We start from the raw sequence: 26,309 nt of genomic DNA, 5'->3' as shown, positions 1-26,309 counted from the left end.
TATTAGCTAATGTGATCCGAGTCACGATTAATTAGACAAGGGTTTGATATATTTGAGACAGGTTTTAGGATGCTAAGGAAGTTGTAATAAGTATACAATTTCATTATAAATTTAAAAATAAATTTCTAGGGAGGGGTCTATATCGAAGGGCTAGATTTATTGGTAACATCCGTATGCTTCTCAGTTTTGGGTTATGTATTATGTTACCTTACTCTTTCAAGTAATAATAAACTCAAAACCCATAACAATAACTCAGAAGAATCGTTGGAAAGATGAGAATGCAGCTATTAGATTACTAACTCGTTCGCGTGAAGAAGTATAAACCCAACACTATGAGGAGGCTGCCGCTCAGATAGGTAAAATAGTGCCCCCATTTTTGTAAACGGGGTAAACTCTTTAGAACCGCAGTAAAAGTACCCGCAATAATCAGTGGCAGCCCATGGCCAAGCCCATAGATAAAGAGCAATAAAGCGCCATACCAAAGCATACCTTGCCCAGCTACATAAGTCATCAAAACTGCTAACACGGGAGTGGCACAGGGTGAAGCTACCAGACCAAACAATAAGCCCACTCCAAAAGAACCAAAAACTCCGCCCCTTTTCTCGGGCATAGCTTGTAACCCCGGCAAATTAATATTGATAACGCCAATTAGCTGTAATCCCATGATGATTGAGAAAAGACCAATAATATAAATCCAGGCAGGGCCAATCTGGCCAAAAGCTTTACCTAAAAGTGCGGCTGCTGTACCTAAGATAGCAAAGGTAACAGCTAGGCCTAGGACGAAGGACACTGAAGTGATAAAGCCTTTTGTTTTAGAGGGTTTTTCCAAGCCGCCGATATACCCTAACATGACAGGTAACATCGACAATATGCAAGGACTCAGACTGGTCATTAATCCCCCTAAGAAAACTAAAAGTATGATGGTTAAACCACCATTAGATAAAGCACGCGGGAGAGTGTCTTTAAAGAACGATCCGTACCAAGTATCATTTGGATTACCGGAGTTGAGAGCATTGTCTAAGGTACTTTTACTTTGAGGGCCAGAATCGTTATAAGTAACTTGCCCTTGCTCATTTATCACGAAAAAAGCAGGGATATAGTAGATGCCAAATTGCTTAGCAAGAGCCTGTCCTTGAGGGGTATCAATATCAGCTACAATAAAGTTTGTATTATTACCATATTTCTTTTCTAGAGCCAGCACCACGGGCTCCATGCTCCTACAGCTGGGTCACCATTTAGCATAAAACTCTAGAAAAATTGGTTTGTCAGAGTTCTGGGCGTCTTGGAAAGCAACCATTGGTTGATTAGTTACGTGGAATTCTGAGGGGCCAGTGTATCTAGGAATTAATAAAGCCATTACGGATAAAATTGCAACCGTTAGTATTATAAGCAATTTGATTTTTGTCTTTATAATATCACCCCATTATTATAATTTTAGTTTGCAAGTGTCACTGTAGCCAGGGATGGCGAGAAGTGACCGCCGGCCAAGGATGGCCAAGTGTCACTGTAGCCAAGGATGGCGAGAAGTGACCCGTAACTATCGGGATAAATTCTAGATAGAGGATAGTGATTCTAAGGGATCTAACTGTATGGCTCGTCGAGCCGGAAGAAGAATCGAAACTACCCCTATTATGACAGAAGCACTGATTGCGGTCAAAGCAATGAAAGGGTGGAATTCAAAGCTCACTGTTTTTTGGAAAGCGATTGGAGCAAGAAGAGTGGGCGTCAAGATCCCTATAAAATATCCCAAAACTCCTCCACAGAGACTTACTAAAGATATCTCACGAATCAAAATGGAAAGAATATGCTGACGACGAAAACCGATGGCTCGAAAGATGCCAATTTCCGTAGCGCGATCGTTGATATTACCTAAGGTTGTAACGAATACGATTAAGACGCCGATAATTCCCAGTAAAATAGAAGTAATTAAGGAAAAACTAGAAAAGCGATCCACACTTTCTTTGGCTCCCTGAACTAGTTGAGATATTTCGGAGACTTTAGCCTCAGGTAAGAGTTCGCTCAACAGGGTCGCTGCTTTAGTTGGTTGAGCCGTATTGAGCTCGATCATTGACCAAGAATCTATTCCGGTAATCGATCGTGCAGTGTTAAAATTCGTAAATACTCCACTATCCTCTGAGCCGCCTGTTTCTTGCATTATCCCCACAATGGGATAACTCTTGTGGTTAAGTTCCAGAGCATTCCCGATCGCTAAGTTTTCTGTCTGGGCCAGGTACGAACCAATAATAATTTCCTGTTCACTAGGTAATTGGCCATTTATACTCCACCAAGGTTTCATTTTCAGTTCTGTGGGGAAATCCACTCCGATGATCAGATAACGATTGATCTCTCCTGTGACAGAACCTCCAGTGGCAGAACCAATAATCTTGGGGGCAATTCCGTTTAACATAAGATTAGGAGTATTATTCAATTTAGCTAAACTATCGTAATCTAAATGTTTAATTTCATAATCAATCCCGGGAACGGAAAGACCTCCGTAGCTGAGTGTAAAATGTTCGGACTTGGGAGTAATTACGACGTTAGCACCATATTGGGTTAGGCTTTTTTGTAAATCATCCTGCATACCTTTAGCTAATGAATTTAATGTAACGGTTATGCCTACTACTAATATAAAAGTAAGCATCAAAAAGAAAGTTTTCCCTTTCCGACGACGCAAATTTTGGATCGCAATATCAGTAAGTGTCATCTTATCCTCCTTTACCGAACAGCGATTTTCGAATTTGAAGATCGCTGTTCTATTTCATCCTCCACTTTTAACTTTCCTTTACACTCAAAATATCTCGTACCTGTGCTTAAACCCGACTATCAGACAACTTTGACCCCCGCCATTGTTCCTCAAGAAAGACAAGACTTCTGACATCTCACATCGCTCAATATATTGAACCTCGACCTATGAACTATGCTTGCCTCTGTCTACACTCTCATGCATTGCTTGCTCGACCACGAACCACGAACCACGAACTGCGATCCGACCTCCGACCTCCGACCTCTGAAATCACAGATAACGCAAAGACTCAGTCGGGTCAAGTCTTGCGGCTTTGAGGGCGGGATACAGACTTGCTGTCAGTCCAATTATTAGAGAGGCACTTAAGGCATAGATTAGCAAATTAGGTTGCCAAGAGATATGAACTTGAGCTTTCATGAGCTCTGACCCGAAGCTTACGGCCATACTCATGCCAAGAATGTACCCCAATAACCCGCCCAGAAGACTTAAAAAACCTGCTTCCCCAAGGATGATTTGAATAATATGACGTTTACGGAAACCAACGGCCCGAAAGATACCAATTTCTCGGGTTCGTTCTTCCACAGAAGACTTCATCGTTATAGTTATAACTAAACTGCTAGCTAGTAAGAGAATCAGGGATACACTTCGAGCAAATACGTTAAATCTATTGACGGTATCATCCCGAGATTCCAAGCTGGACATAAGCGCGGTAACCTTAGTCCCAGGAAGTTTGTCACTTAACTGTTGGGTAACTTCTTCGATTGGGCAGGTATAACATAAGGCAGCCGTTTCGATAAGACTTATGGCGTTGGGTCGGTTTGTCAGTTTTTGGAGAACAGCTAAGTCCATAAATACAGCTTGGTCATTTTCTGTTGACCCTGTAGGTTGTATGACTCCAGCTATCTTAAAGTCCTGTCCTAGGATAGTTACAGTTTGAAGAGGGATAAGACCAAGGGAACTTGCAATGTCACTTCCTAAAATGACTTGGTCTGCGCTGGGAATTTGGTTCTTCTCTAGACCATCCACTTTCCACCACTTTTTCAGTTGGAATTCTTGAGGAAAATCAACTCCTAACAACAAAATTTCTCGACCTTTGAGCTTAGTATTTGCTAACAGTTTAGGGGCAATAGTAGCCAAGGTTTCTTTATTCTTGATGGTTTGCATAAGCGGAATAAGGGACATATCCAGTTCTTTGATCTGAGTTGGAGCTTCAACGGTTATACCACCAAAGGTTAATGATTGTTCTGTGTCAGGGAGAACGAGAATATTAGAACCGAATTGATCAAGCTTGTTGGCAACATCTTCTTGCATGGCTTGAGTCGTCGTGTAGAGGAAGATGATTGAAGCCACTCCAATAATCACGCTGAGCATCAATAATGAGGAGCGCATTTTGCGGCGACGTACGTTTTGCACCACGATATTTGTTAGACGCATTGAATGCCCTCCTTAGAACTCTTGAGGAATTTGGGATAGAACTCCATCACGAATGTAAATGGCACGGGTGACCCAGGCCAAGTTTTCTTGATTATGAGTTACCATAATAATGGTTAAACCGTCCTGGTTAAGGGCTTGGAATAATTCTAACAGCTCCTTGGCGGTTTTTGAGTCCAGACTTCCAGTGGGTTCATCCGCAAAAATTATTGCAGGTCGGTTAACGATGGCTCGAGCAATAGCTACTCGGTTTTGTTCTCCACCGGATAATTGATTGGGGAGGCGAAGGGATTTCGTACCGAGACCAACTTTGGCTAAAACTGTCTGAGCCATATCTCGTTGTTCTTTACCTGAACGCGAGGTTATGGACAGAGGGAGCATAACGTTTTCCAAAGCGGTAAGATAGGGAATCAGTTGATATTGCTGGAAAACAAATCCGACGTATTCATGACGAAAATCTGCTAATCGTTCAGAATTGAGAGCATAAACATCTATGTCATCAATGATGAGTTTGCCGGAGGTGGGGGGATTTAATCCTCCTAGAATACTGAGCAAGGTGCTTTTTCCAGAACCGGAAGGGCCCATTAAAGCCAAAAATTCTCCTTCGCGGATCTCTAGATTAATATTGGTTAAGGCTTCAACGGCCCCGTCTCCACCTTCATAGGATTTGCTAACCGCACACACCTTTATCAAAGACATTTAGCCGTTTCCTCCTAAATTGCTTGAAATTGAGTTCTTACGCTCTGGTTAGAGTGAACGCACCCGTAAGAACGAGTGCGTTTAATAAATGTTATAAATAGAAGATGGGAAAACTTCTATAAATTAAAGTATTTTTAATATAACTAAACTCTAGGTTCCCACGCATCAAGTACAGCTTGTGGAATCTCAAGGTTGTCGCCGTTTAAAGAGTAGGTGAGCGCTTCGGGGGGATAGGCTTGACAACCACCGCTCAGGCCTTTGAGTGTTTGAAGATCCCAAGTTGTCCCACAGACGTTGCAAACTATTTGGTTACCTGTTATGTGAAAGGTTTCGCCCTTGCAGGGCTCACAAAAGCTGACGGCCACCATGACTTTACCATCGGGTTGGACAAAGGCTGTTAAGGGAATTCTTTTACCGTTTGCTTTATACTCTGTCCAAATAAACTTTTTTTCTTTCACCGCGCTGAGCGTTGTAACAATGGCCTTTCCGTTTTCAACCTTGCTTTCAACGTTTGTTTGTTCTAGTTTACTATCTGAGCTATAACTCATTTTTTGACCGATATCCGCTGTCGCAGTGACAGCGACGCCAGGTTTATTGCCACTGGAAACTATGAAATAGGTACCTATCATAATTACAACGGTTATTAGGCCAACGATACTGTAAAGCAGGGCATTGCTTTTAGAGGGTTGGATAAATTTCTGGTTTTTCCCCGCACGGTCGTTATTCATCTGGAAAACCTCCCTTGGTAATAATAATTTAAGCCAATGTAGGAATCTTAGTTCAGGTGGAGTTTTAGCTCCACCTGAAGTTTAGTTTGAACTTATTAAGGAAGCAACAATCCATTATAGGATTTCTTACTAATTTAATAAAGATGAAAATCTTGGATCCTAGAATTCCAGACCTGCAATCTGACTTCCGGCTTCTGACTTCAGACCTCTGGAACTACATCCGCATATCCATTCTTACTACGAAGGTAAGAAAGTTCAGTATACCGAAGATCAAGATGACGACTAAATAAGGCATAGCGACGGATAGGGCTTTTTGGGTTCCATAATTCTTTTTAGCAATCCTATAGGCAGTGTAAAGAGAACCGAGAGTTCCCGAGATAACCAAGACGTATTGCATGATTTGAATTGTTGGGTCAGACACGAAAGAAGTGGGGCCTTCAATGTGTTTGCCGAATAACCCCATGAAGGTGTAGTAGATTGATTTTCCTTCCGCTAGAAGATGGAACAAGTTGTGGGCCATGTGGGCAGCCAAGTCTAGCGGGATGACTGCATAACCAAAACGGGCGAAGGCAGTACGCAATGTCTCACCAGTAAATCGCTTGGAAATCGCCGTGGCTAAGAAAAGTAACAAGACTGGGGTGGTCATAGCGAAAACAAAGAGAATTGTAAAGGCTATATCCTTGTTAACAATTCCTAAAGACAGCTCCGCCCATTTAAGATAGGACTGGTAGAACTCTAACATGGTGATATTTTGGACAAAGACAATCCCGACAATGACAATTGCTAAGAAGGATTCTTCGAAGCGTGCCCTAGTCATCGACCAAAACTCGCTGGTTGGTTTGCGGGGAGTTAAGCGGATGGAATCATGAGGGCAACTTTTGATGCAGTTTCCACAGAGATTACAGTTAGCATTGTTCTCCATAGCCATAGGGAATTCAAACATCGGACAGCCGGGCGCTTTAGAGTTGCCTTTGTAACAGTCACGAGTAGTACAAGTTTTGCAAATTTCTTTATCGGCACGTAATTCCAGCATGCCTGTTCGAGAGTAGTTGCCTGATAAGCTTCCGAGAAAACATAGATAACGGCACCAAGTACGTCGTTCGAAGAGCATAGCCGTGACCATAACGCCACCTAAGATGAGTAACAGCAGAGTTCCAGAACCCCTTGGAGATTCAACAACTCCCCAAATGTGGTCGGACCAAGTGATGAAAATGAAGGTAATATCAATGATCCATAATCCATATTTCCTTAAAAAGTTGGGAACTTTGCGATTTGCCCCAAAAAACTTCTGTGTTAAATCGCTCACCCAAGCAAAGGGGCAGACGGCACACCAGAACCGACCGAAAATAAAGAAGAAGAGAGGGAGGAGTGGCCACCAGAGAACCCAAGTAGCGGCAGTACCGAAATTATCATGGGCGCTTGTGGGTCCCGCTAGAGTTTCAATCATAATGACCGCAAATATAAGCACGGCCAGCCATTGGAAAATACCTGGATAGAGTGAACTTTGCAAAAACCAATTGAGAGGTTTAAACTTAAGGAAGTTTCTTTTTTGTGGGGATTTAGGTGGTGGTGATTGACTCATTATTGAACCTCCTTCCCTGAGGGCTGCTTTCGTTTGAGAAATTGAGCAAAAATACCAGCCAGTACTACCAATCCGCCAACACTTCCAATGAGGATCCAGTTGGGCCCAGACTTAGAAACAATAAGTGGGACAGTAATGGCGGTTTCCCCAAGAGTCGGAGAACTAATATGAATGTCTTGGTTCCATTCTCCTTGTTTCGTTGGGATGAGAGAGATTGCGTACATTCCCGGTTCCATGTTGTCTGGTTTGGCTTGTCCTTTGAGAGTAGTGGCCGAGTCCATATTCATTCCTGACATGTTACTGTGGGAATCACTTTCCATGAGCATCATATCTACATTCACGGATGCATCGAGGACAGGTTCACCAGTGGCTTGGTTTTTTACGATAATCATAAGGGTAACGGGTTTATTGGGTGCTGGTTGCTCAGGGTCAGTCTGAACACTCACTTGAAACTTATCGCCCTTGGCAACGGTCACTTCAGTTGAAGGCGAATCACCGTGAGCAGCTTCAGAGGAAGGACTGCCAGACATATCCATATCAGACATGTTATTGGAAGTAGCGGGTTTTGAATCAGCTAATGCGGGAAGGGTAAAAATTAATAAAGAGAACAGAATTAGTATTAATAGTGACGCAAATTTCTTTTTCATTAAAAAACACTCCTAAAATTTATTACGGTTTAGGAATATGCAAAAGTTGTGCCAAGTTCGAGATTCGAACTCAACTTGGGATTTGGAATGACATAACGGAAGGCTTAATTACCCTTTCAGAAAAGTTAAAAGATACTCGATAATATAGCTATAGCTATAGCTATAGCTGTAGCTGTTCCTACATGAACAGGCTGTATTATTAAGTAGACGTTGTTAGTATGTTTGGCCAAAGTAATAATTACGGTAGAAATTAATTTGCATCAATTAAATTAAGGGTTCATCGTATAACAAAAATTGCTTTGTAATACCTTAGGGTTAAAAAGTTGTGGGATTTCCCACACTATGGTGTGGGAAATCCCGCAGGTGAGGAGGGTGAAACTTGCGAAGGGTATTAATTGCAGACGATGAAGCAAATATGCGCTGGGTCTTGGAGCGAGCATTAAGTAAAGTTGGTTATGATGTGGAAACTGCTGAGGACGGGAAAAGCGCCTTAGATCGAGCCTTGGAAGAACGTCCGGATCTGGTCCTTGTAGATTTGAAAATGCCGAAAATGGATGGTTTGAGTGTTCTAAGGACCTTGAAAAAGCATTATCCGGATTTAATGGTTGTCATGATGACTGCACACGGCAGTACCGCGACGGCGGTCGAGGCCATGAAGGCCGGGGCACATGATTATTTGATGAAACCCTTTGACATTGATGAACTGCTCATCACAGTTGCTAAGGCCTTTGAAGTAGAAAGTTTGCGTGAACAGGTAGATTATCTAAAGGGAGAAGTCCAAAGCGGTGGATGGCAACTGGTCGGGAATAGTGAAGCAATGAAAGCGGTTAAATACTTAGTAGAGAGAGTTGCCCTTACGCCAGCTACAGTGCTTATTGAAGGGGAATCGGGGACGGGGAAAGAACTGGTTGCCCATGCTATACATACTTTAAGTCCGCGCGTGAATGGACCGTTTATTCGCGTGAATTGCGCAGCGTTGACGGAGACTTTGCTGGAAAGTGAACTGTTCGGACATGAAAAGGGCGCATTTACGGGAGCTCATGCTCGAAAAACGGGACGTTTCGAGTTGGCCAATGGCGGTACACTCTTTCTCGATGAAATCGGAGAACTGTCTTTCAACGTCCAAGCTAAGTTATTAAGGGTTCTCCAAGAGCGGACCTTTGAGCGGGTCGGCGGTGAAAAAACCATCAAGGTGGACGTGAGGATTATTACTGCGACGAACAGGAATTTACTAAAACAGGCTCAAGAAGGGCGTTTTCGCGAAGACCTTTACTATCGCCTCAGTGTCTTTCCGATTTCCATTCCTCCCTTACGGGAACGTCGGGAGGATATTCCTTATCTTGCCGATCATTTCTTGAAGAAACTTAGATCTTATGGGCAAACCAAGACTCTAGATTCAGAAGTCCTAACTCAACTTATGGAGTATGACTGGCCAGGAAACGTGCGTGAACTGGAAAATGTGGTGGAACGTATGGTGATTATTTCCCAAGGAGCAGTGATTGGAGCAGATGGGTTGCCCGTCTTTAGCACACCCTCAAAAGAGGAGAAAGGCCCCGAATCCTTTGTCCTGCCTCCTGAGGGGGTTTCCCTGGAAGAACTAGAGAAATCCTTCCTCCAACAGGCCATGGAACAAACGGGGGGGAATCAAAGTCAGGCTGCCAAACGCTTAGGTCTTTCTAGGCATGCTTTTTTATACCGTTTAGAGAAGTACGGAATAGATCCTCATTGGGGGATTTAGAGAAGGAGGGCCTCTATGCTAAATAACGAACCCCCTGAACAAAACCGTGCCCGAATTCTCTTTGACCTCATAGCAATTGGGCTCGTCGTGGCGGTTCTCACTATTATTCATTACACGAATTATCATTACGAAGTGGATTATCACATTCTTTTACAATTCGCCTATTATCTCCCGGTGATTTATGCAGCTATGCGTTTTGGACCTGCCGGGGGGATCATATCAAGCTTTATTATAACGTTACTTTTTATACCGCTTATGTGGCATATGCAAGGCGATTTAAGCCCAGCCGCTAAGTATACACAGTGGGTGGAGGTCGGCTTAATCAACGTCATTGGTTGGTTAACGGGCATTTTGACTGAAGAGGAACGGAAGGCGAAGCGCAAATATAAGCTCGCGCTAATGATTCAAAAAGAATTGGTAGAAAAGTTAAAGCGAGAAGGGCAGGAACGTGAACGATTAGAGCGTGAGATTCGGCAAACTGAACGAGTAACCGCGCTGGGGCATATGAGTGCTGGCTTAGCTCATGAAATACGGAATCCCTTGGGGATAATGAAAGTGAGCATCCAAATGCTGGCCCAAGAAAAATGCGACGATGGGGTCGTTTCGGAATACTGTCGGGTACTTCTGGAAGAATGTGAACGGTTAAATCGCTTGCTGAGCGAGTTTTTGTCCTTTGCCCGACCTAAAGAGCTGGTGCGGGAAGGGATTACGCTGGGAAAACTCTTGGACGAAGGAGTAACACTAGTCCAGCCAGCCCTGAGGCAAAACAATATTAAGTTAGAACAAGCACGAAGCCAGGTTGACTTGCAAGAAGTTGAGGTGGACCCGGACCAAATTAAGCAAGTCATACTTAATATTTTACTTAATGCCATCGATGCCCAGGGGGAAGGCGGAGTGATTCTGCTAAGTGGGGTTCAGGAAGATGGTTTTGTAGGCTTCGCAGTTAGTGATGAGGGACCCGGCATTTTGCCAGACGCCTTGCCTTACATTTATGACCCGTTTTTTACGACTAAGGAAACCGGGACTGGATTAGGGTTATCCGTTGTGCACCGTATCCTTGATCAGCACGGGGGGAAGATAACAACTTTGAACCTGAATGAGCGAGGGGTTCGGGTTGAAATCCTGTTGCCCAAACAAGGCTGGAAGCATCTTATTGCTTTCTAGCCTTGTTGCTATATTAACATCTTATTTTTTAACACCGTATTTTTCTAAATGTCGATATAATGTTGTCCGTGCTATCCCTAATTGACGAGCTGTAGCAGAAAGATTACCGCCTGATTCCTTAACAAGGTTGAGAAGGGCCTCTTTTTTGTGACTGCTCGCAAATTCCTTCCAGTTTGCTGGGGAGACTATATTCCTTGTCCAAGAGGAGTTATCATTTAACGTTTTTTGGATACTTTGTGGAAGGTCTTCAATTGCGATAATGCCATTTAAGCAAAATAACACTGCACGCTCAAGACTATTCTGTAATTCTCGAACATTACCCGGCCATTTATAGGTGTTAATCAGAAAATCCCTGACTTGCGGATCAAGCATAGGAAGTGGTTTACTGTATTTAGAAGCGAATTGATCCAAAAAGTGATCGATTAACAAGGGGATATCGTCTCGACGTTCTCTTAGAGGTGGGATGGTGATACTTACAACATGCAATCTGTAATAAAAGTCCGCGCGAAATACCCCATCATTTACGAGTTGTTCAAGATTGTGGTGGGTAGCAGCAATAATTTTCACGTCTACCGGTATGGGAGTTGAACCCCCCAGTCTAACGATTTCCCGTTCTTGGAGAACGCGTAACAGATGAACTTGAAATCTAAGAGGCATTTCTCCAATCTCATCGAGGAATAAGGTTCCCTGATGGGCCTCTTCAAATTTTCCCTTACGTCCACCTTTGACTGCCCCTGTGAACGTACCCGGATTGTAGCCAAAAAGCTCACTAGCCAACAGCTCATTCGGCATAGCTCCACAATTTAAGGCAACGAAAGGGCCTTCTCGGCGATCACTGATTTCATGGATCGCTTGGGCAAAGAGTTCTTTGCCTGACCCGCTTTCTCCAAGCAATAAAACTGGGACGTTTGTCTGAGCAACCATGTTGCATTGGGACATTGCGGAAAGAATCTTGCTCGATTTTCCAACGATTTTACTCCAAGAAGCACTCTGGAGTTTGGTCCAAGTATCATTGTGAAGGGCTCGGCTTGGGGTTGTTCTTTGGTCTAAGGGGATTAGTATCAGGATAGAACCTATGCGTTGGTTTCCTCGATAGATTTCCTGAATTAAGCATGGAGTTCCAAATTGCTCAATGAAAATTTTGTAGTCCTCTTGCGGTTGACCGGATTTATGCTGTTTTACTAAAATCGCAGTAAACGTTTGCTCTTTCCATATTGTTTCTAAATCTTTGCCCGTCAAGTTGTGAATAAGTCTACGGGCACAAAGGTTAGCCTCGATAGGGTTAAAGACAGCATCAAGGGCAATGACTCCATTTTGCGGATACCGAAGAACAAATGACGAATAGCTTTCCAAAAGCTGAAGTCTATTAAGGAGTGATTGTTCATAAAGCTTATGTTCAATCACTGTAGAAGCCATAAAAACCATACCGAGGGTATGGGCCTGAGCTTCTTCCCAACATCCTGTAATGTCAATAACGCCCAGAACTTCCTTTGTTACAGGATCACGTACAGGAGATGATGAACAGACCCAGTCATGAATTCCTTCGCAAAAATGTTCAGCTGAAAAAATCTGAACTGGATAACCTGTTTTTAAGCTTGTGCCAATTGCATTAGTTCCAATTGCTTCTTCACTCCAACAAGACCCTAATACAAAATTCATTTTTTCTGCCTGCTTTTTGACTTGGCGATCCCCTCCAAGATAGATAATCCTTCCGTTAGTATCGCATAAGGTCATAAGATACTTAGTTTTTTCGGCCTGAATTAATAACTTATTCAAAGTTGCGGTTGAATACTTATGAAGTATAGAACATCCAATTATGTTTTCAAGGTCTGAGCCATTAGGAGGATCTTCAGTCTGATGACGTAGAGGATCAATCCCAAATTGGCGACAACGTATCCATGAATCATAAACTATCGTCTGTATGGGGTGAAGGCCTGGAGAGTGATCCAAAAATCTGCACCGATTCTCTTCAAGTAGTTTCCTGTGCTTAATAAGGCCTCTTGGCGAGGATGTCTCTAATTGCCAACTCATAGAAACCACCACCACTTTTAGAATAATACCAAGTCAGAAAAATCAGATAATTTCGACTCATTTATTATTCTATTCTAAGTAATCGTGATTATCAAGTGTTTTGGATGTAAATATCAGTAATTCGCAATAGGCAAGGCCCTTTAAATTTGGAGTCTTGCCTATTGCCTGCTGGTAAATTGTACAACTAAAGTGAAACATATCTTAATTATAATTAGGCATCTGCTTTGAGTACGACCTTAATTGCATTGTCACGTCGCTGTTCAAAGATATCGTATCCTTCTGCAACCTGGGATAAGGGTATAGTGTGAGTTATAAGTGGCTTCATATTAAGTTTTCCTTCTTTAATAAGATCGATTAGCTCGGGAATATGATTAGCCTTGACTAGCCCCATTTTCAGTGTGATGTTTTGAATCCAGAGGTTTTGCATTTCAAGAATCTGTGGTTTCTCAAAAACTCCGATCACAGAAACAGTTCCGCCTGGCCTTACGCCAGCGATTGCTCCTTTGAAGGTTGGCTCGGATCCATTGGCTTCAATAGTTACATCAGCTCCACGACCACTGGTAAAATCTTTTAGGGCCTGCGTAACGTCTACTTTTTGAGGATTCAACCCGTAATCAGCCCACCCTTGTTTAATGGCAAACTCAAGCCGGGATTCATCAATGTCTACAGCCACGATTCTGGCTGGACCCCATAGGCGGGCGGTTGCCATAGCACACATTCCGACTGGACCGGATCCAAACACAGCTACAGTGTCACCAGGTTGAATACTGCCATTTTCTGCTCCAAAATAGCCCGTGGAAAGAATATCACCGACGAACAAGACGTCTTCGTCTGCTAAACTGTCTGGAATCAGGTACATTCCGGAATCGGCATAGGGAACTCTAACATAATCTGCTTGGCAGCCATTAATTTTGTAACCAAAGATCCAGCTTCCATTTTCACATCTGGAGTAGATTCCGCGTTTACAATAGTAACATTCCATACATTGTGTAATGCAGGAGACGGCAACATTATCCCCTTTTTTAAACTTATTAACACCTGCTCCAATTTCCACAACTTCGCCACAGAATTCGTGTCCTATGACTCTTCCCGCCTCCACTTCGGGTAATCCACCGTTTCTGATGTGTTTATCTGTTCCACATATGGTTGAGGTGGTTACTCTAACTATGGCATCCGTCGGTCTTTGAATAACGGGGTTGGGTACTTGGTCGAGGCTCATATTTTTAGGACCATGATAAACAAATGCTTTCATTTTATACCCCTCCAGTTTTTATTTTACCAATTATAAATCTTAGCATAGGGACCGTATCTGGTATCTATAGATCATAACTCAAAACAGGCCATGAACTTGATTTCTGGAACATAAATCACTCCCTTCGTTAGATCAAATAACTAAATATTCTGTTATAAGTTATTGCAATATTAATGCCAGCTTTAAAGAGGTTTCATCATACCGTAAAGCAGTGGCTAAACTGCTCATTATACAAATTCGTATGCTAGAATTATGTTACAAAAACAATACAAGTGTAGCCCTACAAAACTGTAGCGCTACACTATTGAGGATTCATCGCTGCTTCTTAAATGTTATGTGAAAAAGAGGTATTTATTGGATTTTTAAAGAAAGAGTGAAGATACAGGAAAAGGGTCGTGAGAGTATTATTACCTGGAAAGACGTCTAGCCCCTGGTCTACCCTTAATCTGTGACTCTTGCAAAAATTCGACAAAAATGCAGAGAATCGTGTAACATAGGAGTGAGATCTAGAAAGTAAAAAAGGGTGAAAAGATTTGGATCTAAACAACAGTAATGGCGTTCTTGAAATAAATTCTTATTCAGTTGAGACGAATAACTGGATTAAAAGAGGCTGGGACGTACGCGTAAATAATTTTCCGGCCGAGATATACTTTGATTATCCGACCAAAACAAAAAGTGTAAGTTTAACCGGAACTGCTTGCTCTCTCAATTGTGCACATTGTGGGGGACATTATCTCAAAGGCATGACAGATGTCAAAGAGCTAACCTCCCAGTTGTGCTCGGAGCTTTCTTTTTCCAGCGCGTTAATCAGCGGTGGATGTACTCAGGACGGCAAGGTTCCTTTTTGGAACCGCTTAGACCTCTTACAGGAGCTAAAGAATAGGAAGGTTCGTTTAAATTTCCATGTAGGGCTGATTAGCGAAAAGGAGGTTCAGCTGCTTAGAGGGTTAGCAGATGTAGTTTCTTTTGATTTTGTTGGAGATGACGATACTATACGTGAAGTTTACGGTCTCGAGCATAAATTAGAGGATTATATTCGAGTTTATAAGGATTTGCGTAAACAGGCGAAGATTATTCCCCATTTAACACTTGGCTTAAAAGGGGGGATTTGGAGTGGAGAGGAAAAGGCATTGGATATTCTTGAGGATTTAGGATTGGACGGATTGGTGTTGAACGTATTTATTCCAACTCCGGGCACCCGTTACTCTGACCGAACTCCCCCGAATTTAGAAGAGGTCATCTCTTTTCTGGCTAAAGCAAGGGTACGCTTCCCTAAAACTTCTCTTGCACTTGGTTGCATGCGCCCCAAAGGAAGTTATCGTCAAAAGCTTGATGAGGCCTCGGTGGCCTTGGGAATCAATAGAATTGTGATACCTACTCCGAAGGCGCGACAATTGGTCAAGGAAAAAGGACTGATAATCAAACGAGGTGAGGAGTGTTGTGCTCTATGATTCGTTGTTCGGTAGGAACTGCCAAAGTATTAGGCCTAAATAATATAAAAACTGATGCCTTGCCAACGACTGCCTATCTAATGGTAGGAGAACATTGTAAGTTTAATTGTGCCTTTTGTGCTCAAGCCCGCGAGAGCAGGTCAAGGACTAACTTACTTTCCAGAGTAGTTTGGCCGGAATTTCAAGAACACGAGGTTGTTCAGGGCTTGCAAATACCCGAAGCCCAAAAAGTCATGCAGAGGGTTTGTTTTCAGGTCGTCCAAGATGGCAAGGCCTTGGAGGAAGCCAAAAGTCTGGTTAAAACCATAAAGAATGAGAGCCCCAATATGCCAATCTGTGTCTCGGCAGGGCCACGAAGCCTCACTGAGATTGAAGATTTGCTAAAGCATGGTGTAGACAGGGTGAGTTTAGCACTCGATGCTGCTACTCCAGAGGTTTTTGCTTTGGCCAAAGATGGATCGTGGGAAAGCCGCTATGAATTGCTCATAGAAGCCGCAGGTAAGTTTCCAGGGCATATTGGCACCCACCTTATCGTAGGGCTGGGGGAAACCGAAGAGGAAATGGTCAAAATCATACAAGACATGTATGATAAAGGAATCACTGTAGCCTTGTTCGCATTCACACCGGTAAAAGGGACCCGCATGGAACAATCACCTAAACCAGAGTTGAATCATTATCGCCGGATACAGGTTGCCCATTATTTAATCCGCAGGAAATATGCTCGAGCCGATGAGTTTATCTTTCGAGCGGGCAGGATTGTAAGTTTTTCTATGCATTTAGACCAGCTTTGGGATTATCTCTCTTCAGGTGAGGCCTTTCAGACCTCTGGTTGTTCAGGATGTAACCGTCCTTATTATAATGAATCCCCCAGGGAAGAATTTTATAACTATCCAAGACCGCTTACCCCTGAAGAAACAAAAAAATCCTGGCAGGAACTCGTTTCTGGTTTAGAAAAGTAGGTGAAAAAATGAAAACGTGGAGATATCTGCCTTACTCGGTTTTTACTGGCACTGAAAACATGGCCATAGATGAATCTATCATGGAACTTATGAAAAAGGATAATAGTAACCAACCAGTTTTGCGGTTTTATGGCTGGAAGCCTGCCGCTTTATCTCTGGGTTATGCTCAAAGTTATGCTAAGGAAGTGGATGAAGACGCCTGTCGTCTGGCTAATATTGATGTTGTTCGGAGGCCGACTGGTGGCAGGGCTGTGTTACACCAGTATGAACTAACCTACAGTATTATTGTTCCGGAATCTGAGGAACATGTTAAGGGGACCGTCATTAAATCCTATTTGAAAATAAGTGAGGCATTATTAAAAGGAATAAATGCAGTTGGGGTGCCAGCTGAAATGGTTGCTCAGGCAAATTCTTCGCACACGGGAACAGCGGCTTGTTTTGATGCCCCTTCGTGGTATGAACTAGCAGTAGCCGGAAAGAAGCTTGTAGGAAGTGCCCAAATGCGCAGAGATGGAATTCTCTTGCAACATGGATCTATAATCTTGCATTTTGATACAGAACTTCTATTCAGCCTTCTAAAATTACCAAACGAAGAAGTCCGGCAGCGTTTGGTAAAGAGCTTTAAGGCCAAGGCCTGTGCCTTGGATGAAGTATGGACGCGACCAGTGACGATCGATGAGCTGGAAAAAGAGATATGTTTAGGATTTGAGGAGATTATGGGCATAAAACTTGTCCCTTCAGTTCTGAGCAAAGAAGAGAAACTTATGACAGAACAACTAGTTAAGAAATATAACTCCCAGGAGTGGACAATGAAAAGGTAAATGTCGAGAATATGTCTCGGAAAATTGTCCGGAAGATATATTAAAACCTTCTGGACAAAGGTGGAACCTATTGTTGATATTGACCGAAAAAATTTCGGGTACCCGAGCAGATAGACCTGAATTATTGCGTTTGAAGGATAAAGTGAGGCCTGGGGATACGATTATCATAGAAAGTTTTTCTCGATTAGGTAGAAGCACAAAGGATTCTACATATAGGATGCGATCTTAACCTCACTTTCGTTATGAAAGTGGTTGAGGTTAGAAAAATGAGGGAATAAGCAAAAGTTGTATGCAATATAATCTAACTACGACAAAATTGCACAATCATATAATTTGGTTATTAGAGTGATGAACTGCAGAAGAAGTATTTGGACGTTTATTTCCGGCAGCGAGCTAGTCCACACAAGGTTCGTTCTAGTATTTATTTAAGGTCATAAAAGTAGCTTTATTATTCAAGGATAAAAAGGGGGTGGTGAATTAGGGAGATGGAATTGCTATGAAAGATAGGTCAAACTAAACAATGAGGAGGTATTCTTGTGAAAAAGCGAATATTGGTTACGTCAGTCATTGCGCTGGTACTTATGTTACCAATTGGATCGGCAATAGCGGCTGATGTTTTGCAAACTCCTACTGAACTGACTCCGATCGAGCAGTTAGGCAAAGATCTTTTCTTTGACACGAGTCTCTCGTCTAATAGAACAATGTCGTGTGCTACTTGCCATGCTCCTGAAGTAGGATTTGTCGGACCAGATTCAAATATCAACGAAACTTCAGCTGTCTATCCTGGAGCAGTGGGTACACGTTTTGGTAATCGCAAACCACCATCGGCGGCTTATGGAGGCCAAAGTCCAATATTCCAGTATGATGAAGATGAAGCGCTGTGGATTGGCGGTATGTTCTGGGATGGTCGCGCTACCGGTTTAACCTTGGACGATCCACTTGCTGAACAGGCACAGGGCCCATTTTTAAACCCCCTTGAAATGAATATGCCAAATGCTAACCTTGTGTGCACAAGAGTTGCCCAGTCTGACTACGTGGATCTTTTCGAAGAAGTGTGGGGAGAAGGATCTCTTGATTTCACTATAAATGTCGATCGTACCTACGAATACATCGCTCGATCAATAGCTGCCTATGAAAAAAGTAACGAAGTAAATCCTTACTCATCGAAATATGATTATTACCTTAAAGGTGAAGTTGCACTCACGGAACAAGAGGCTTTGGGACTGGAGCTGTTCGAAGGCAAGGGCATGTGCTCTTCGTGCCATATTTCACAACCAGGATCTGCCGGTGAACCGCCGGTTTTCACTGATTTCACGTATGATAATCTAGGTATACCCAAGAACCCAGATAATCCGTTTTACACGATGCCGAAAAGGTGGAATCCTGACAAAGAAGAATGGGTTGACTATGGCCTGGGCGGTTTTCTAATGGGGGATGGGTATAGTGCTGAAGTTTACGGACCGGAGTTGGGGAAATTCAAAGTCCCGACACTGCGAAATGTGGATCTCAGGCCTTACCCCGAGTTTGTCAAAGTCTACGGACATAACGGATACTTCAAGTCGCTAGAGGAAATTGTGCATTTTTATAATTCACGCGACGTGGACACGGAAGATTGGCCAGAACCTGAATACGCACCTACTATTAATACTGATGAACTTGGAAATCTTGGTTTATCAGAAGAAGAAGAGGCAGCATTAGTAGCCTTCTTGAAGACTCTTTCAGACGGTTACACATCTGAACCTTAACTCAATGTTGAGGGTATCTTTTTGAAATGATTAGACAAGGAGGGACTAGCAGTATTCCTTCTTGCCTGTCTTTTTAGTAACTCGCGGATTGAACAACGTCTAGCCCAATACCGCGATGGAGTATCGCCTACGCAAGGAACTGCTCGCTGATTTGTAATACCCTCAAGGGGTTAACGCTGGAGTGAGGATTGCATTGTATTGCTCGTAGCATGAGAAAAATGGTTACTGCCCTAAGATTTAAGCAGTAACCATTTTTTTATTTTCCGCTCAAAGCAAGAGTTTTATATGCTAATGGAGTTCTTATCTTCTTTTAATGTTTAAAGGGTCGAGAAAACTTAAAGTTTAAACATGGCAGGGAGGAGATCTTAACAAGAAATTCTCATTAAATGTAACGGGGCAAGGTATAATTTCAGACTTGTGTAAAGTTACCTATTATATAATTGGCCAGTAGAGGGAGATGTTCTAAGAACAGCCCCCTCTTGCAATTCAACGTTATTTGTTGGCTTCCAAAATCACTCATCATGTTGGCACCAGTTGTACCGCCCATCATATCAATTTTAAAAAAGCTAGTTTGCAGTTAAATAAGGAATTTCTAAAACGAAAATTTTATTCAAAATCTAATCAAGCATATATTGGGTAATGGATTCTAAGGTTGATCTATTCGAAAAAACTTAGGAGATGATTAAGTTGAATAAAGAAAAAAAGTTCTTTTATTAGCCGTATGACTTACTTGGGATAATCTTTTGTCATAACCTCTATCAGATATTTGGAGTCGTAAAATCTCCGGTTCTTGAATCGGAATATTTCCGATTCTGCTATTATCAAGGCTTACAGAGGTTAAATATATACAATTAGCTGGACTGAAAGAATTTTTTCAGTCCGTTATTTTTAAAGTTTATAGGAGTCTATCTGCAGGATCGAGGACTTTACCTAACAGTTTTTATAGGACCTCCGAAGAAAAATTCCTTATGTATTATTCCTGGAGTAGGTAAAACAGCTTCTTACCGTCAAATATTGTCTTAGCGTGTGTTTTACGTCATTTGGTTGACTCCCCCTATTAAGGGTAATCTACTAACAGAAATAGGGATTGACAGTGCATTCTGAAAAAGCTAAAATAATATTATAAATGTAACCGTTTACATTAGGCTTTGTTAATTTAATATAAATAGAAAAAGCTTATCAATGGACAGGCTATTTTATGACATTTTCCAAGAAAAATGTCATAAAATATAAGTGTTCAGGGTTATCTAGTTCAAGATGAAAAAACACGGAGTTCAAAAATAATGTAACCGATTACAATATAACTGGATTGAGGGTGTTCTCTATTGGCAACGATTAGAGATGTTGCGCGTTTAGCGGGAGTGTCTGTGGCTACAGTCTCTCGAGTGATTAACAAAACGGACTCTGTGAATCCTGAAACGGCAGGACAAGTGATGAAAGCGATTGAGCAACTGCAATACGAGCCAAATGCTGTAGCTCGGGGCTTGGCTGGTAAGAAGATGGGGATTATTGCCTTAATCTTACCGGATATATTAAATCCATTTTTTCCTGCATTGGCACGAGGTGTCGAAGATGTAGCCCATAAGAAAGGCCTAACGGTTATCTTAGGTAACTCGGATGATCTAGGCCTAAAAGAGAGCTCATATATCAAAGTCCTTAAAAAAAAGTATGTAGATGGATTTATCTTCGCTTCTAATACGATTCATGAAGAAGATGTTGAAGCGTTAAGAAAGGAACAGATTCCGATTGTCTTATTGGATAGAGGCTTGAATACTGCATCTTGTGCAGTAATACGCTCAAATAACCGAGAAGGTTCGAAACTGGCTGTCAAGCATCTAATAGAGCAAGGTTGTCAGAAAATCGCTCATATCTACGGGCCACAGGAATTTATCACCGCTCGAGAGCGCATGCTAGGATATGAGGAGATTGCCGGAAGATTACGGGAGTATTCACCTAGTCTGATGGAACAGGGTAATTTTGATATCGAGAGTGGACGGAAGGCTGTGGAACAGCTCCTTGTCCGTCATCCTGACTTGGATGGGATTTTTGCCGGGAATGACCTTATGGCGGTTGGGGCCCTCAAGGCCTTACATGAACGAGGAATTCGAGTCCCGGAACAGGTCAAAGTTTGCGGCTTCGATGGAATTGGCTTGACTGAGATTACCGAACCGGAATTGACGACTATAGCCCAGCCAGTTTATGAAATGGGAGGATTAGCTGCTCAGATTTTGCTTGACGAGATCGAGAGTGGGATCCGTGAAAATAAGCTTATTGAACTAGATGTCACTTTAATTCCTAGAAAATCGACCCACAAGGAGGAGTCCTAAATGGATCGGCGACCAAAGGTTGTCGTTATTGGCAGTCTGAATATGGATTTAGTTGTTAAAGCTGTTCGAGCTCCAAAACGTGGGGAAACGGTGTTGGGGGAAGAGATACATTTTGTTCCCGGTGGTAAAGGTGCCAACCAAGCAATTGGCCTAGCTCGTTTAGGTGCTGAGACGACTATGATAGGAGCAGTTGGGTCAGATGCTTTTGGCGAAGAACTTAAAAAAGCCTTACAAGCAGATGGAGTAAGTACATCGAGTATTAAGGTTCTCGATTCACAAGCTACTGGAGTAGCCTCAATTCTCCTGGCTGAAGGGGATAACAGTATTGTGGTGGTTCCGGGAGCGAATGCCCAGTGTTTACCTGAGGATTTAGACCAGTATGAAGGGATAATTTCCGAAGCAGATCTTGTACTCCTGCAACTGGAAATCCCTCTGATGACCGTGGAGCATGCCATTAGGCTGGCACGAAGGCACGGGACGCTCGTAATGCTTAATCCGGCCCCTGCCCAAAGCCTTTCTCAGGATCTGCTCAGGCAAGTGGATTATTTAACCCCCAATCGCTCTGAACTCGCCTTGCTGACAGAGATGCCCGAGGAGTCTGCCATCGATCAAGGAATTCAACGGCTATTAGAGGTTGGGGTTTCATGTTGTGTCACGACTCTTGGAGCTGAAGGAGTCGCTTTCAAGGAACTAAGCGGCAGTCTGGTAAGTATTTCCGGTCATAAGGTCCCTGTTGTGGATACTACGGGAGCGGGAGATGCCTTTAATGCTGGCTTAGCCTATGCGCTAGCCCAGAGGAAATCTATTCGAGAAGCGGCTGAATTTGCAGTTAAGGTTTCGGCTCTTGCAGTTACAAAATTTGGTGCTCAGGGTGGGATGCCTTCTCTGGCCGAAGTAGAAACTTATTTCAGGAGGGAAGCAGATGAAGAAAATAGGCATCTTAAATAGTGAAATATCACGAGTGATAGGTGAGTTGGGGCATATGGATCGGATTGTCATCGCAGATGCAGGCTTACCTATTCCTTCTCATGTCAAAAGAATTGACTTGGCCTTAAAGAAGGGAGTCCCATCGTTCATCGAGACCGTGGAGACCGTTCTTCTGGAAATGTGTGTAGAAAATGCCTTTGTGGCTCAAGAAATGGAATCAGCGAGCGCTGCAACAAAGGAAGAGTTACTCAGGCTATTACCCGGTGTCCAGACTAGGATCGTCACCCATGAAGAGTTAAAAGCCTTGACTCAAGAGGCAAAGGCCGTGATTCGTACAGGCGAGTTTACTCCCTATGCCAATGTCGTGCTGGAAGCGGGCGTTATCTTCTAAAAATTTCAAAAGGGGGGATTTAGGTATGACAGATCTCTTGACGATGGAAGGTATCCATAAGAGCTTCAGCGGAGTCAAGGTGTTAGAAAATGTTCAGTTTTCGCTCCGCCAAGGGGAAGTTCATGCCTTGATGGGAGAGAATGGAGCCGGGAAATCAACCCTGATGAAAATTCTTTCTGGAATTTATAGTAAGGATGCGGGCTCTGTTCAGATTCAAGGAACTGAGTCTGCAGCTAGTTCACCTAAAACTGCCCAAGCTTTAGGTGTGGCGATCATTCATCAGGAACTTAATATGATCCCCGATCTAACCATCTCTGAAAACATGTTTTTAGGACGCGAGTTCAAATGGGGTCGGACGGGTTTTATTAACTGGTCCAAAATGGGTGCTGAAGCGAATAATTATTTACAGCAACTGGGGATGGATTTGAACCCGGATAGCTTGGTAGGGGAACTGTCAGTCGGACAACAGCAAATGGTGGAAATTGCTAAAGCACTTTCTATGCACGCGAAAATTTTGGTTCTTGATGAGCCCACAGCGGCTTTGACTAAACGAGAAATCGAGAAACTCTTCCAGCTAATTGAGACTTTGAAGACCCAAGGGGTGGGGATGATCTATATATCCCACCGTATGGAGGAAATATTCCAAATCAGTGATCGGATAACAGTATTGCGTGATGGACGTTATATTGGCACCAAGGATACCAATATCACAACAATGGATGAATTAGTACAGATGATGGTTGGCAGGGAGATCAAAGAGCGTTTTCCTAAGGTAGAATCGAAAATCGGAGAAGAACGTCTTCGTGTAGAAGGACTTGCTCAAGACGGAAAACTTTATGATATCAACTTTAATGTACGGGTTGGAGAAATCTTGGGAATTGCAGGTTTAATGGGAGCTGGTCGGTCTGAATTAGCGAAGGCTTTGTTTGGAGTAGGGAAGTATCACGGAAAGATCTTCGTGAATGGTAAACTGGTGACGATTAAGGGTCCTGCTGAAGCGATTAAGGCTGGGTTGGCTTTGATTACGGAGGATCGAAAAGGGGAAGGGCTTGTCACTGATCTGTCAGTTCGAGAAAATCTGGCCTTGCCCAATTTACGATCACTGTCACGCTTTGGCTTCATAAGTCATCGCTCGGAACAGGAGTTTGTGGACGATAGTATTCGGAAACTGAAAGTAAAAGTCCATCATTCTGGACAAGAGGTAAGCTCTTTAAGTGGGGGAAATCAGCAGAAAGTCGTGATCGGTAAATGGCTGGCGACTCAGCCTAACGTTTTAATCCTTGATGAACCGACAAGGGGTGTAGATATCGGGGCGAAACGAGAAATCTATGACTTAATGAATCAGCTCGTTCAAAAAGGAGTTTCAATCATCATGATTTCCTCAGAACTTCCAGAGGTCCTCGGAATGAGCGATCGAATTTTAGTTATGCATGAAGGACGAATCACCGGAGAATTCTCACGCGGAAATGCTTCTCAAGAAACTATTATGGTTGCTGCAACAGGAGGGAAAAGTCATGGGTAAAGTCCGAGGAAACAGTGGGATTCTGCAGCGTATGGGACCCCTTGTGGGTTTGATCCTCATCGTCTTCATCTTATCAATGGTCAATTCAGACTTTCTGACCGTGAGTAATATTTTTAATGTACTTCGTCAAGTTTCGATTAACGCCCTGATTGCCTATGGAATGACGTTTGTCATTCTAACGGGCGGGATTGACCTCTCTGTAGGTTCGATCATTGCACTTTCAAGTGCTTTTGCCGCAGGGATGATGGCTTCGGGTACGAATTCTTGGCTGGCAATCGGGATAGGCGTTTTGTCTGGGACGTTGATGGGAACGGTAAATGGGGTAGTCATTGCCCGAGGAAAAGTCGCACCGTTTATTGCTACACTGGCGACTATGACGATTTTTCGCGGCTTAACCTTAGTTTATACAGAAGGAAAACCCATCACCGGACTTCCAGATGCCTTTGGTATGATCGGACGAGGGTATCTCCTCGAAATTCCAATGCCCGTTATCTGGATGTTGGCAGCTTTTGGAGCGCTCTATGTTATCTTGAAATTTACATCCTTTGGACGTCACGTATTTGCTTTGGGAGGGAATGAAGAAGCAACACGCCTTTCGGGTATTAATACGAATCGAGTCAAAATCCTTGTTTACAGTATTAGCGGTTTGATGGCTTCTTTGAGTGGAATTATCCTGACTTCGCGCCTAAATTCTGCTCAGCCCACTGCAGGGACGTCTTACGAGCTTGATGCTATTGCAGCAGTAGTGCTGGGGGGGACGAGTCTTTCTGGCGGAAAAGGGTGGATCGTGGGAACCTTAATCGGGGCTATGATTATTGGAATTCTCGATAACGGCTTAAACCTCTTAAATGTCTCATCTTTTTACCAACAGGTCGTCAAAGGCGGAGTTATTCTGCTGGCGGTCTTGCTGGATCGCTCCAAGAAAAAATAATACTTCTGGGTGAATGAAGCACACTTTCGGATCTCCAACTGAATGGAACAACCAGTTTTATCAGTTGTGGATATAGGTTCTCATAAAGGAGGATGATGCGAACGCTGGAAATGTTTTTGATTTATACTAAATAATGGAGATCATGGCGGCAGGCCGCCCTATAGAAAGGAAGAAGAAAAATGAAAAGAAGAAATAGTATCTGGATGATAATGCTAGTAGTTCTCATGACTATTAGTCTGATTGGTTGTGGAACGACTCAATCCAATTTAGAGAATAAAGAAGCAGCTAAACCAACTGAAAAAGTAACAATTGGGTTTTCCATCTCCACGTTAAACAACCCCTTCTTCGTAACCCTCAAGGAAGGCGCTGAAAAAGCTGCTACAGAAGCTGGAGCAGATCTGTTAGTAGTAGATGCTCGCGACAATACAGCTAAACAAATTAGCGATATTGAAGACTTAATTCAGAAAAAGGTCAATGTAATTCTAGTTAACCCAACCGACAGTGCGGCAGTTGTCTCAGCCGTGGAATCGGCTAATAAAGCCAACATTCCGGTAATCACAGTAGACCGGGCTTCCAATGGAGGAACAGTGGTTTCTCATATCGCTTCTGATAACGTAAAAGGTGGCAGTATGGCTGCTGACTATATTCTGAAAACTCTAGGTAACAAAGGTAACCTTGTGGAGTTACAAGGGATTGCGGGAACTTCGGCAGCCCGTGATCGGGGTCAAGGTTTCCATAATGTTGTAGATGGCAAAGACGGAGTGAAAGTTGTCGCTTCTCAACCGGCAGACTTCGATCGTGCTAAAGGATTAAAGGTCATGGAAAATATCCTGCAAGGGAATAAAGATATTAAAGCCGTGTTCGCGCATAACGATGAAATGGCTTTAGGGGCCCTCAGTGCCATTCAAGCGGCAGGCAAGACTGACATCATGGTAGTAGGGTTTGATGCAACTGATGACGCTGTAAAAGCCGTTAAAGAAGGAAAAATGGCAGCTACAGTCGCACAGAAACCAGATTTGATTGGGAAAACGTCATTAGAGACCGCACTGAAAGTAGCTAATGGGGAAAAGGTTGACGCTAGTATCCCAGTTGAGTTAGAGCTGGTTACAAAGTAAAAGAAACAAGAAAAGGGGTTGGAGCAAGTAAACTGGTCCCCATGTCAAGGACATTTTGAAAAAGGGGCATTATAAAATCAAGATATTTCATATACACTCCTGATA

The 26,309-nt window shown here is 43.0% G+C and carries 21 protein-coding genes and 1 pseudogene; 13 read left to right on the top strand and 9 right to left on the bottom strand.

The window, feature by feature from the left end; genetic code table 11:
- Positions 1-295: 295 nt before the first annotated feature.
- The 7 genes from M8E35_RS19145 to M8E35_RS19115 form a co-directional block, all read right to left on the bottom strand.
- Positions 296-1,411, bottom strand: a complete 1,116-nt coding sequence (locus tag M8E35_RS19145) for a cytochrome c biogenesis protein CcdA (protein WP_252471477.1) — start codon at positions 1,409-1,411, stop codon at positions 296-298.
- Positions 1,412-1,552: 141 nt separating this feature from the next.
- Entirely contained in the window at positions 1,553-2,704 is a 1,152-nt protein-coding gene (locus M8E35_RS19140) for an ABC transporter permease (RefSeq protein WP_252471338.1), read from the bottom strand.
- A 309-nt stretch (positions 2,705-3,013) separates the two neighbouring features.
- A complete protein-coding gene (locus M8E35_RS19135; protein WP_252471336.1) occupies positions 3,014-4,177 on the bottom strand; it encodes an ABC transporter permease in 1,164 nt (387 codons plus the stop codon).
- A gap of 12 nt (positions 4,178-4,189) precedes the next feature.
- Positions 4,190-4,873, bottom strand: a complete 684-nt coding sequence (locus M8E35_RS19130) for an ABC transporter ATP-binding protein (RefSeq protein ID WP_252471334.1) — start codon at positions 4,871-4,873, stop codon at positions 4,190-4,192.
- Between the two features lie 143 nt (positions 4,874-5,016).
- Positions 5,017-5,601, bottom strand: a complete 585-nt coding sequence (locus tag M8E35_RS19125) for a DUF2318 domain-containing protein (protein ID WP_252471332.1) — start codon at positions 5,599-5,601, stop codon at positions 5,017-5,019.
- A gap of 214 nt (positions 5,602-5,815) precedes the next feature.
- Positions 5,816-7,183: a 4Fe-4S binding protein gene (locus tag M8E35_RS19120; protein WP_252471330.1), complete on the bottom strand. Its 1,368-nt coding sequence runs from the start codon at positions 7,181-7,183 to the stop codon at positions 5,816-5,818.
- Positions 7,183-7,830 (bottom strand): hypothetical protein, encoded by a 648-nt coding sequence (locus tag M8E35_RS19115; protein ID WP_252471328.1) that lies wholly within the window; start codon positions 7,828-7,830, stop codon positions 7,183-7,185. Before M8E35_RS19115 ends, M8E35_RS19120 begins: the two co-directional genes overlap by 1 nt.
- 379 nt (positions 7,831-8,209) lie before the next feature.
- Here M8E35_RS19115 and M8E35_RS19110 point away from each other — a divergent pair, with 379 nt between their 5' ends.
- Both M8E35_RS19110 and M8E35_RS19105 read left to right on the top strand, forming a co-directional pair.
- Positions 8,210-9,568 (top strand): sigma-54-dependent transcriptional regulator, encoded by a 1,359-nt coding sequence (locus tag M8E35_RS19110; RefSeq protein WP_252471326.1) that lies wholly within the window; start codon positions 8,210-8,212, stop codon positions 9,566-9,568.
- 15 nt (positions 9,569-9,583) lie between these two features.
- Positions 9,584-10,732: a sensor histidine kinase gene (locus M8E35_RS19105; RefSeq protein WP_252471324.1), complete on the top strand. Its 1,149-nt coding sequence runs from the start codon at positions 9,584-9,586 to the stop codon at positions 10,730-10,732.
- Positions 10,733-10,753: 21 nt separating this feature from the next.
- Here the strand turns inward: M8E35_RS19105 and M8E35_RS19100 are convergent, their stop codons facing one another.
- Together M8E35_RS19100 and M8E35_RS19095 are read right to left on the bottom strand one after the other, a co-directional pair.
- Entirely contained in the window at positions 10,754-12,763 is a 2,010-nt protein-coding gene (locus tag M8E35_RS19100) for a sigma-54-dependent Fis family transcriptional regulator (RefSeq protein WP_252471322.1), read from the bottom strand.
- Between the two features lie 211 nt (positions 12,764-12,974).
- The gene (locus M8E35_RS19095; protein WP_252471320.1) at positions 12,975-14,015 is read right to left on the bottom strand and encodes an alcohol dehydrogenase; all 1,041 of its coding nucleotides are present in this window, start codon (positions 14,013-14,015) and stop codon (positions 12,975-12,977) included.
- 533 nt (positions 14,016-14,548) lie between these two features.
- On the opposite strand from M8E35_RS19095, the gene lipS1 reads away from it, so the two are divergent.
- From lipS1 to rbsB, 11 genes and pseudogenes are all read left to right on the top strand, one after another.
- Complete coding sequence (gene lipS1 / locus M8E35_RS19090; RefSeq protein WP_252471318.1) at positions 14,549-15,466, top strand: LipS1 family lipoyl synthase; 918 nt, start codon at positions 14,549-14,551, stop codon at positions 15,464-15,466.
- Entirely contained in the window at positions 15,463-16,425 is a 963-nt protein-coding gene (lipS2, locus tag M8E35_RS19085; RefSeq protein ID WP_252471316.1) for a LipS2 family lipoyl synthase, read from the top strand. The genes lipS1 and lipS2 overlap by 4 nt, the downstream gene beginning before the upstream one ends.
- Before the next feature lie 8 nt (positions 16,426-16,433).
- Complete coding sequence (lipM, locus tag M8E35_RS19080; protein WP_252471313.1) at positions 16,434-17,246, top strand: octanoyltransferase LipM; 813 nt, start codon at positions 16,434-16,436, stop codon at positions 17,244-17,246.
- A gap of 37 nt (positions 17,247-17,283) precedes the next feature.
- A pseudogene (locus tag M8E35_RS19075) lies at positions 17,284-17,451 on the top strand (recombinase family protein); the annotation flags it as partial.
- A gap of 331 nt (positions 17,452-17,782) precedes the next feature.
- Positions 17,783-18,991, top strand: a complete 1,209-nt coding sequence (locus M8E35_RS19070; protein ID WP_252471310.1) for a cytochrome-c peroxidase — start codon at positions 17,783-17,785, stop codon at positions 18,989-18,991.
- A gap of 1,325 nt (positions 18,992-20,316) precedes the next feature.
- The gene (locus tag M8E35_RS19065; RefSeq protein ID WP_252471308.1) at positions 20,317-21,318 is read left to right on the top strand and encodes a LacI family DNA-binding transcriptional regulator; all 1,002 of its coding nucleotides are present in this window, start codon (positions 20,317-20,319) and stop codon (positions 21,316-21,318) included.
- A complete protein-coding gene (gene rbsK, locus M8E35_RS19060; RefSeq protein WP_252471306.1) occupies positions 21,319-22,266 on the top strand; it encodes a ribokinase in 948 nt (315 codons plus the stop codon).
- Complete coding sequence (gene rbsD, locus M8E35_RS19055) at positions 22,241-22,636, top strand: D-ribose pyranase (protein ID WP_252471303.1); 396 nt, start codon at positions 22,241-22,243, stop codon at positions 22,634-22,636. Before rbsK ends, rbsD begins: the two co-directional genes overlap by 26 nt.
- 25 nt (positions 22,637-22,661) lie before the next feature.
- A complete protein-coding gene (locus tag M8E35_RS19050) occupies positions 22,662-24,158 on the top strand; it encodes a sugar ABC transporter ATP-binding protein (RefSeq protein ID WP_252471301.1) in 1,497 nt (498 codons plus the stop codon).
- Entirely contained in the window at positions 24,151-25,089 is a 939-nt protein-coding gene (locus M8E35_RS19045; RefSeq protein ID WP_252471299.1) for an ABC transporter permease subunit, read from the top strand. Before M8E35_RS19050 ends, M8E35_RS19045 begins: the two co-directional genes overlap by 8 nt.
- 179 nt (positions 25,090-25,268) lie before the next feature.
- Complete coding sequence (gene rbsB / locus M8E35_RS19040; RefSeq protein ID WP_252471297.1) at positions 25,269-26,204, top strand: ribose ABC transporter substrate-binding protein RbsB; 936 nt, start codon at positions 25,269-25,271, stop codon at positions 26,202-26,204.
- Positions 26,205-26,309: the final 105 nt, after the last annotated feature.

This window comes from Desulfosporosinus nitroreducens (genome assembly GCF_023897015.1).
GTDB classification, from domain to species: Bacteria; Bacillota; Desulfitobacteriia; order Desulfitobacteriales; family Desulfitobacteriaceae; genus Desulfosporosinus; species Desulfosporosinus nitroreducens.
Note: the sequence above shows the minus strand (reverse complement) of the source record. Positions and strands in the feature narration are given on the sequence as shown.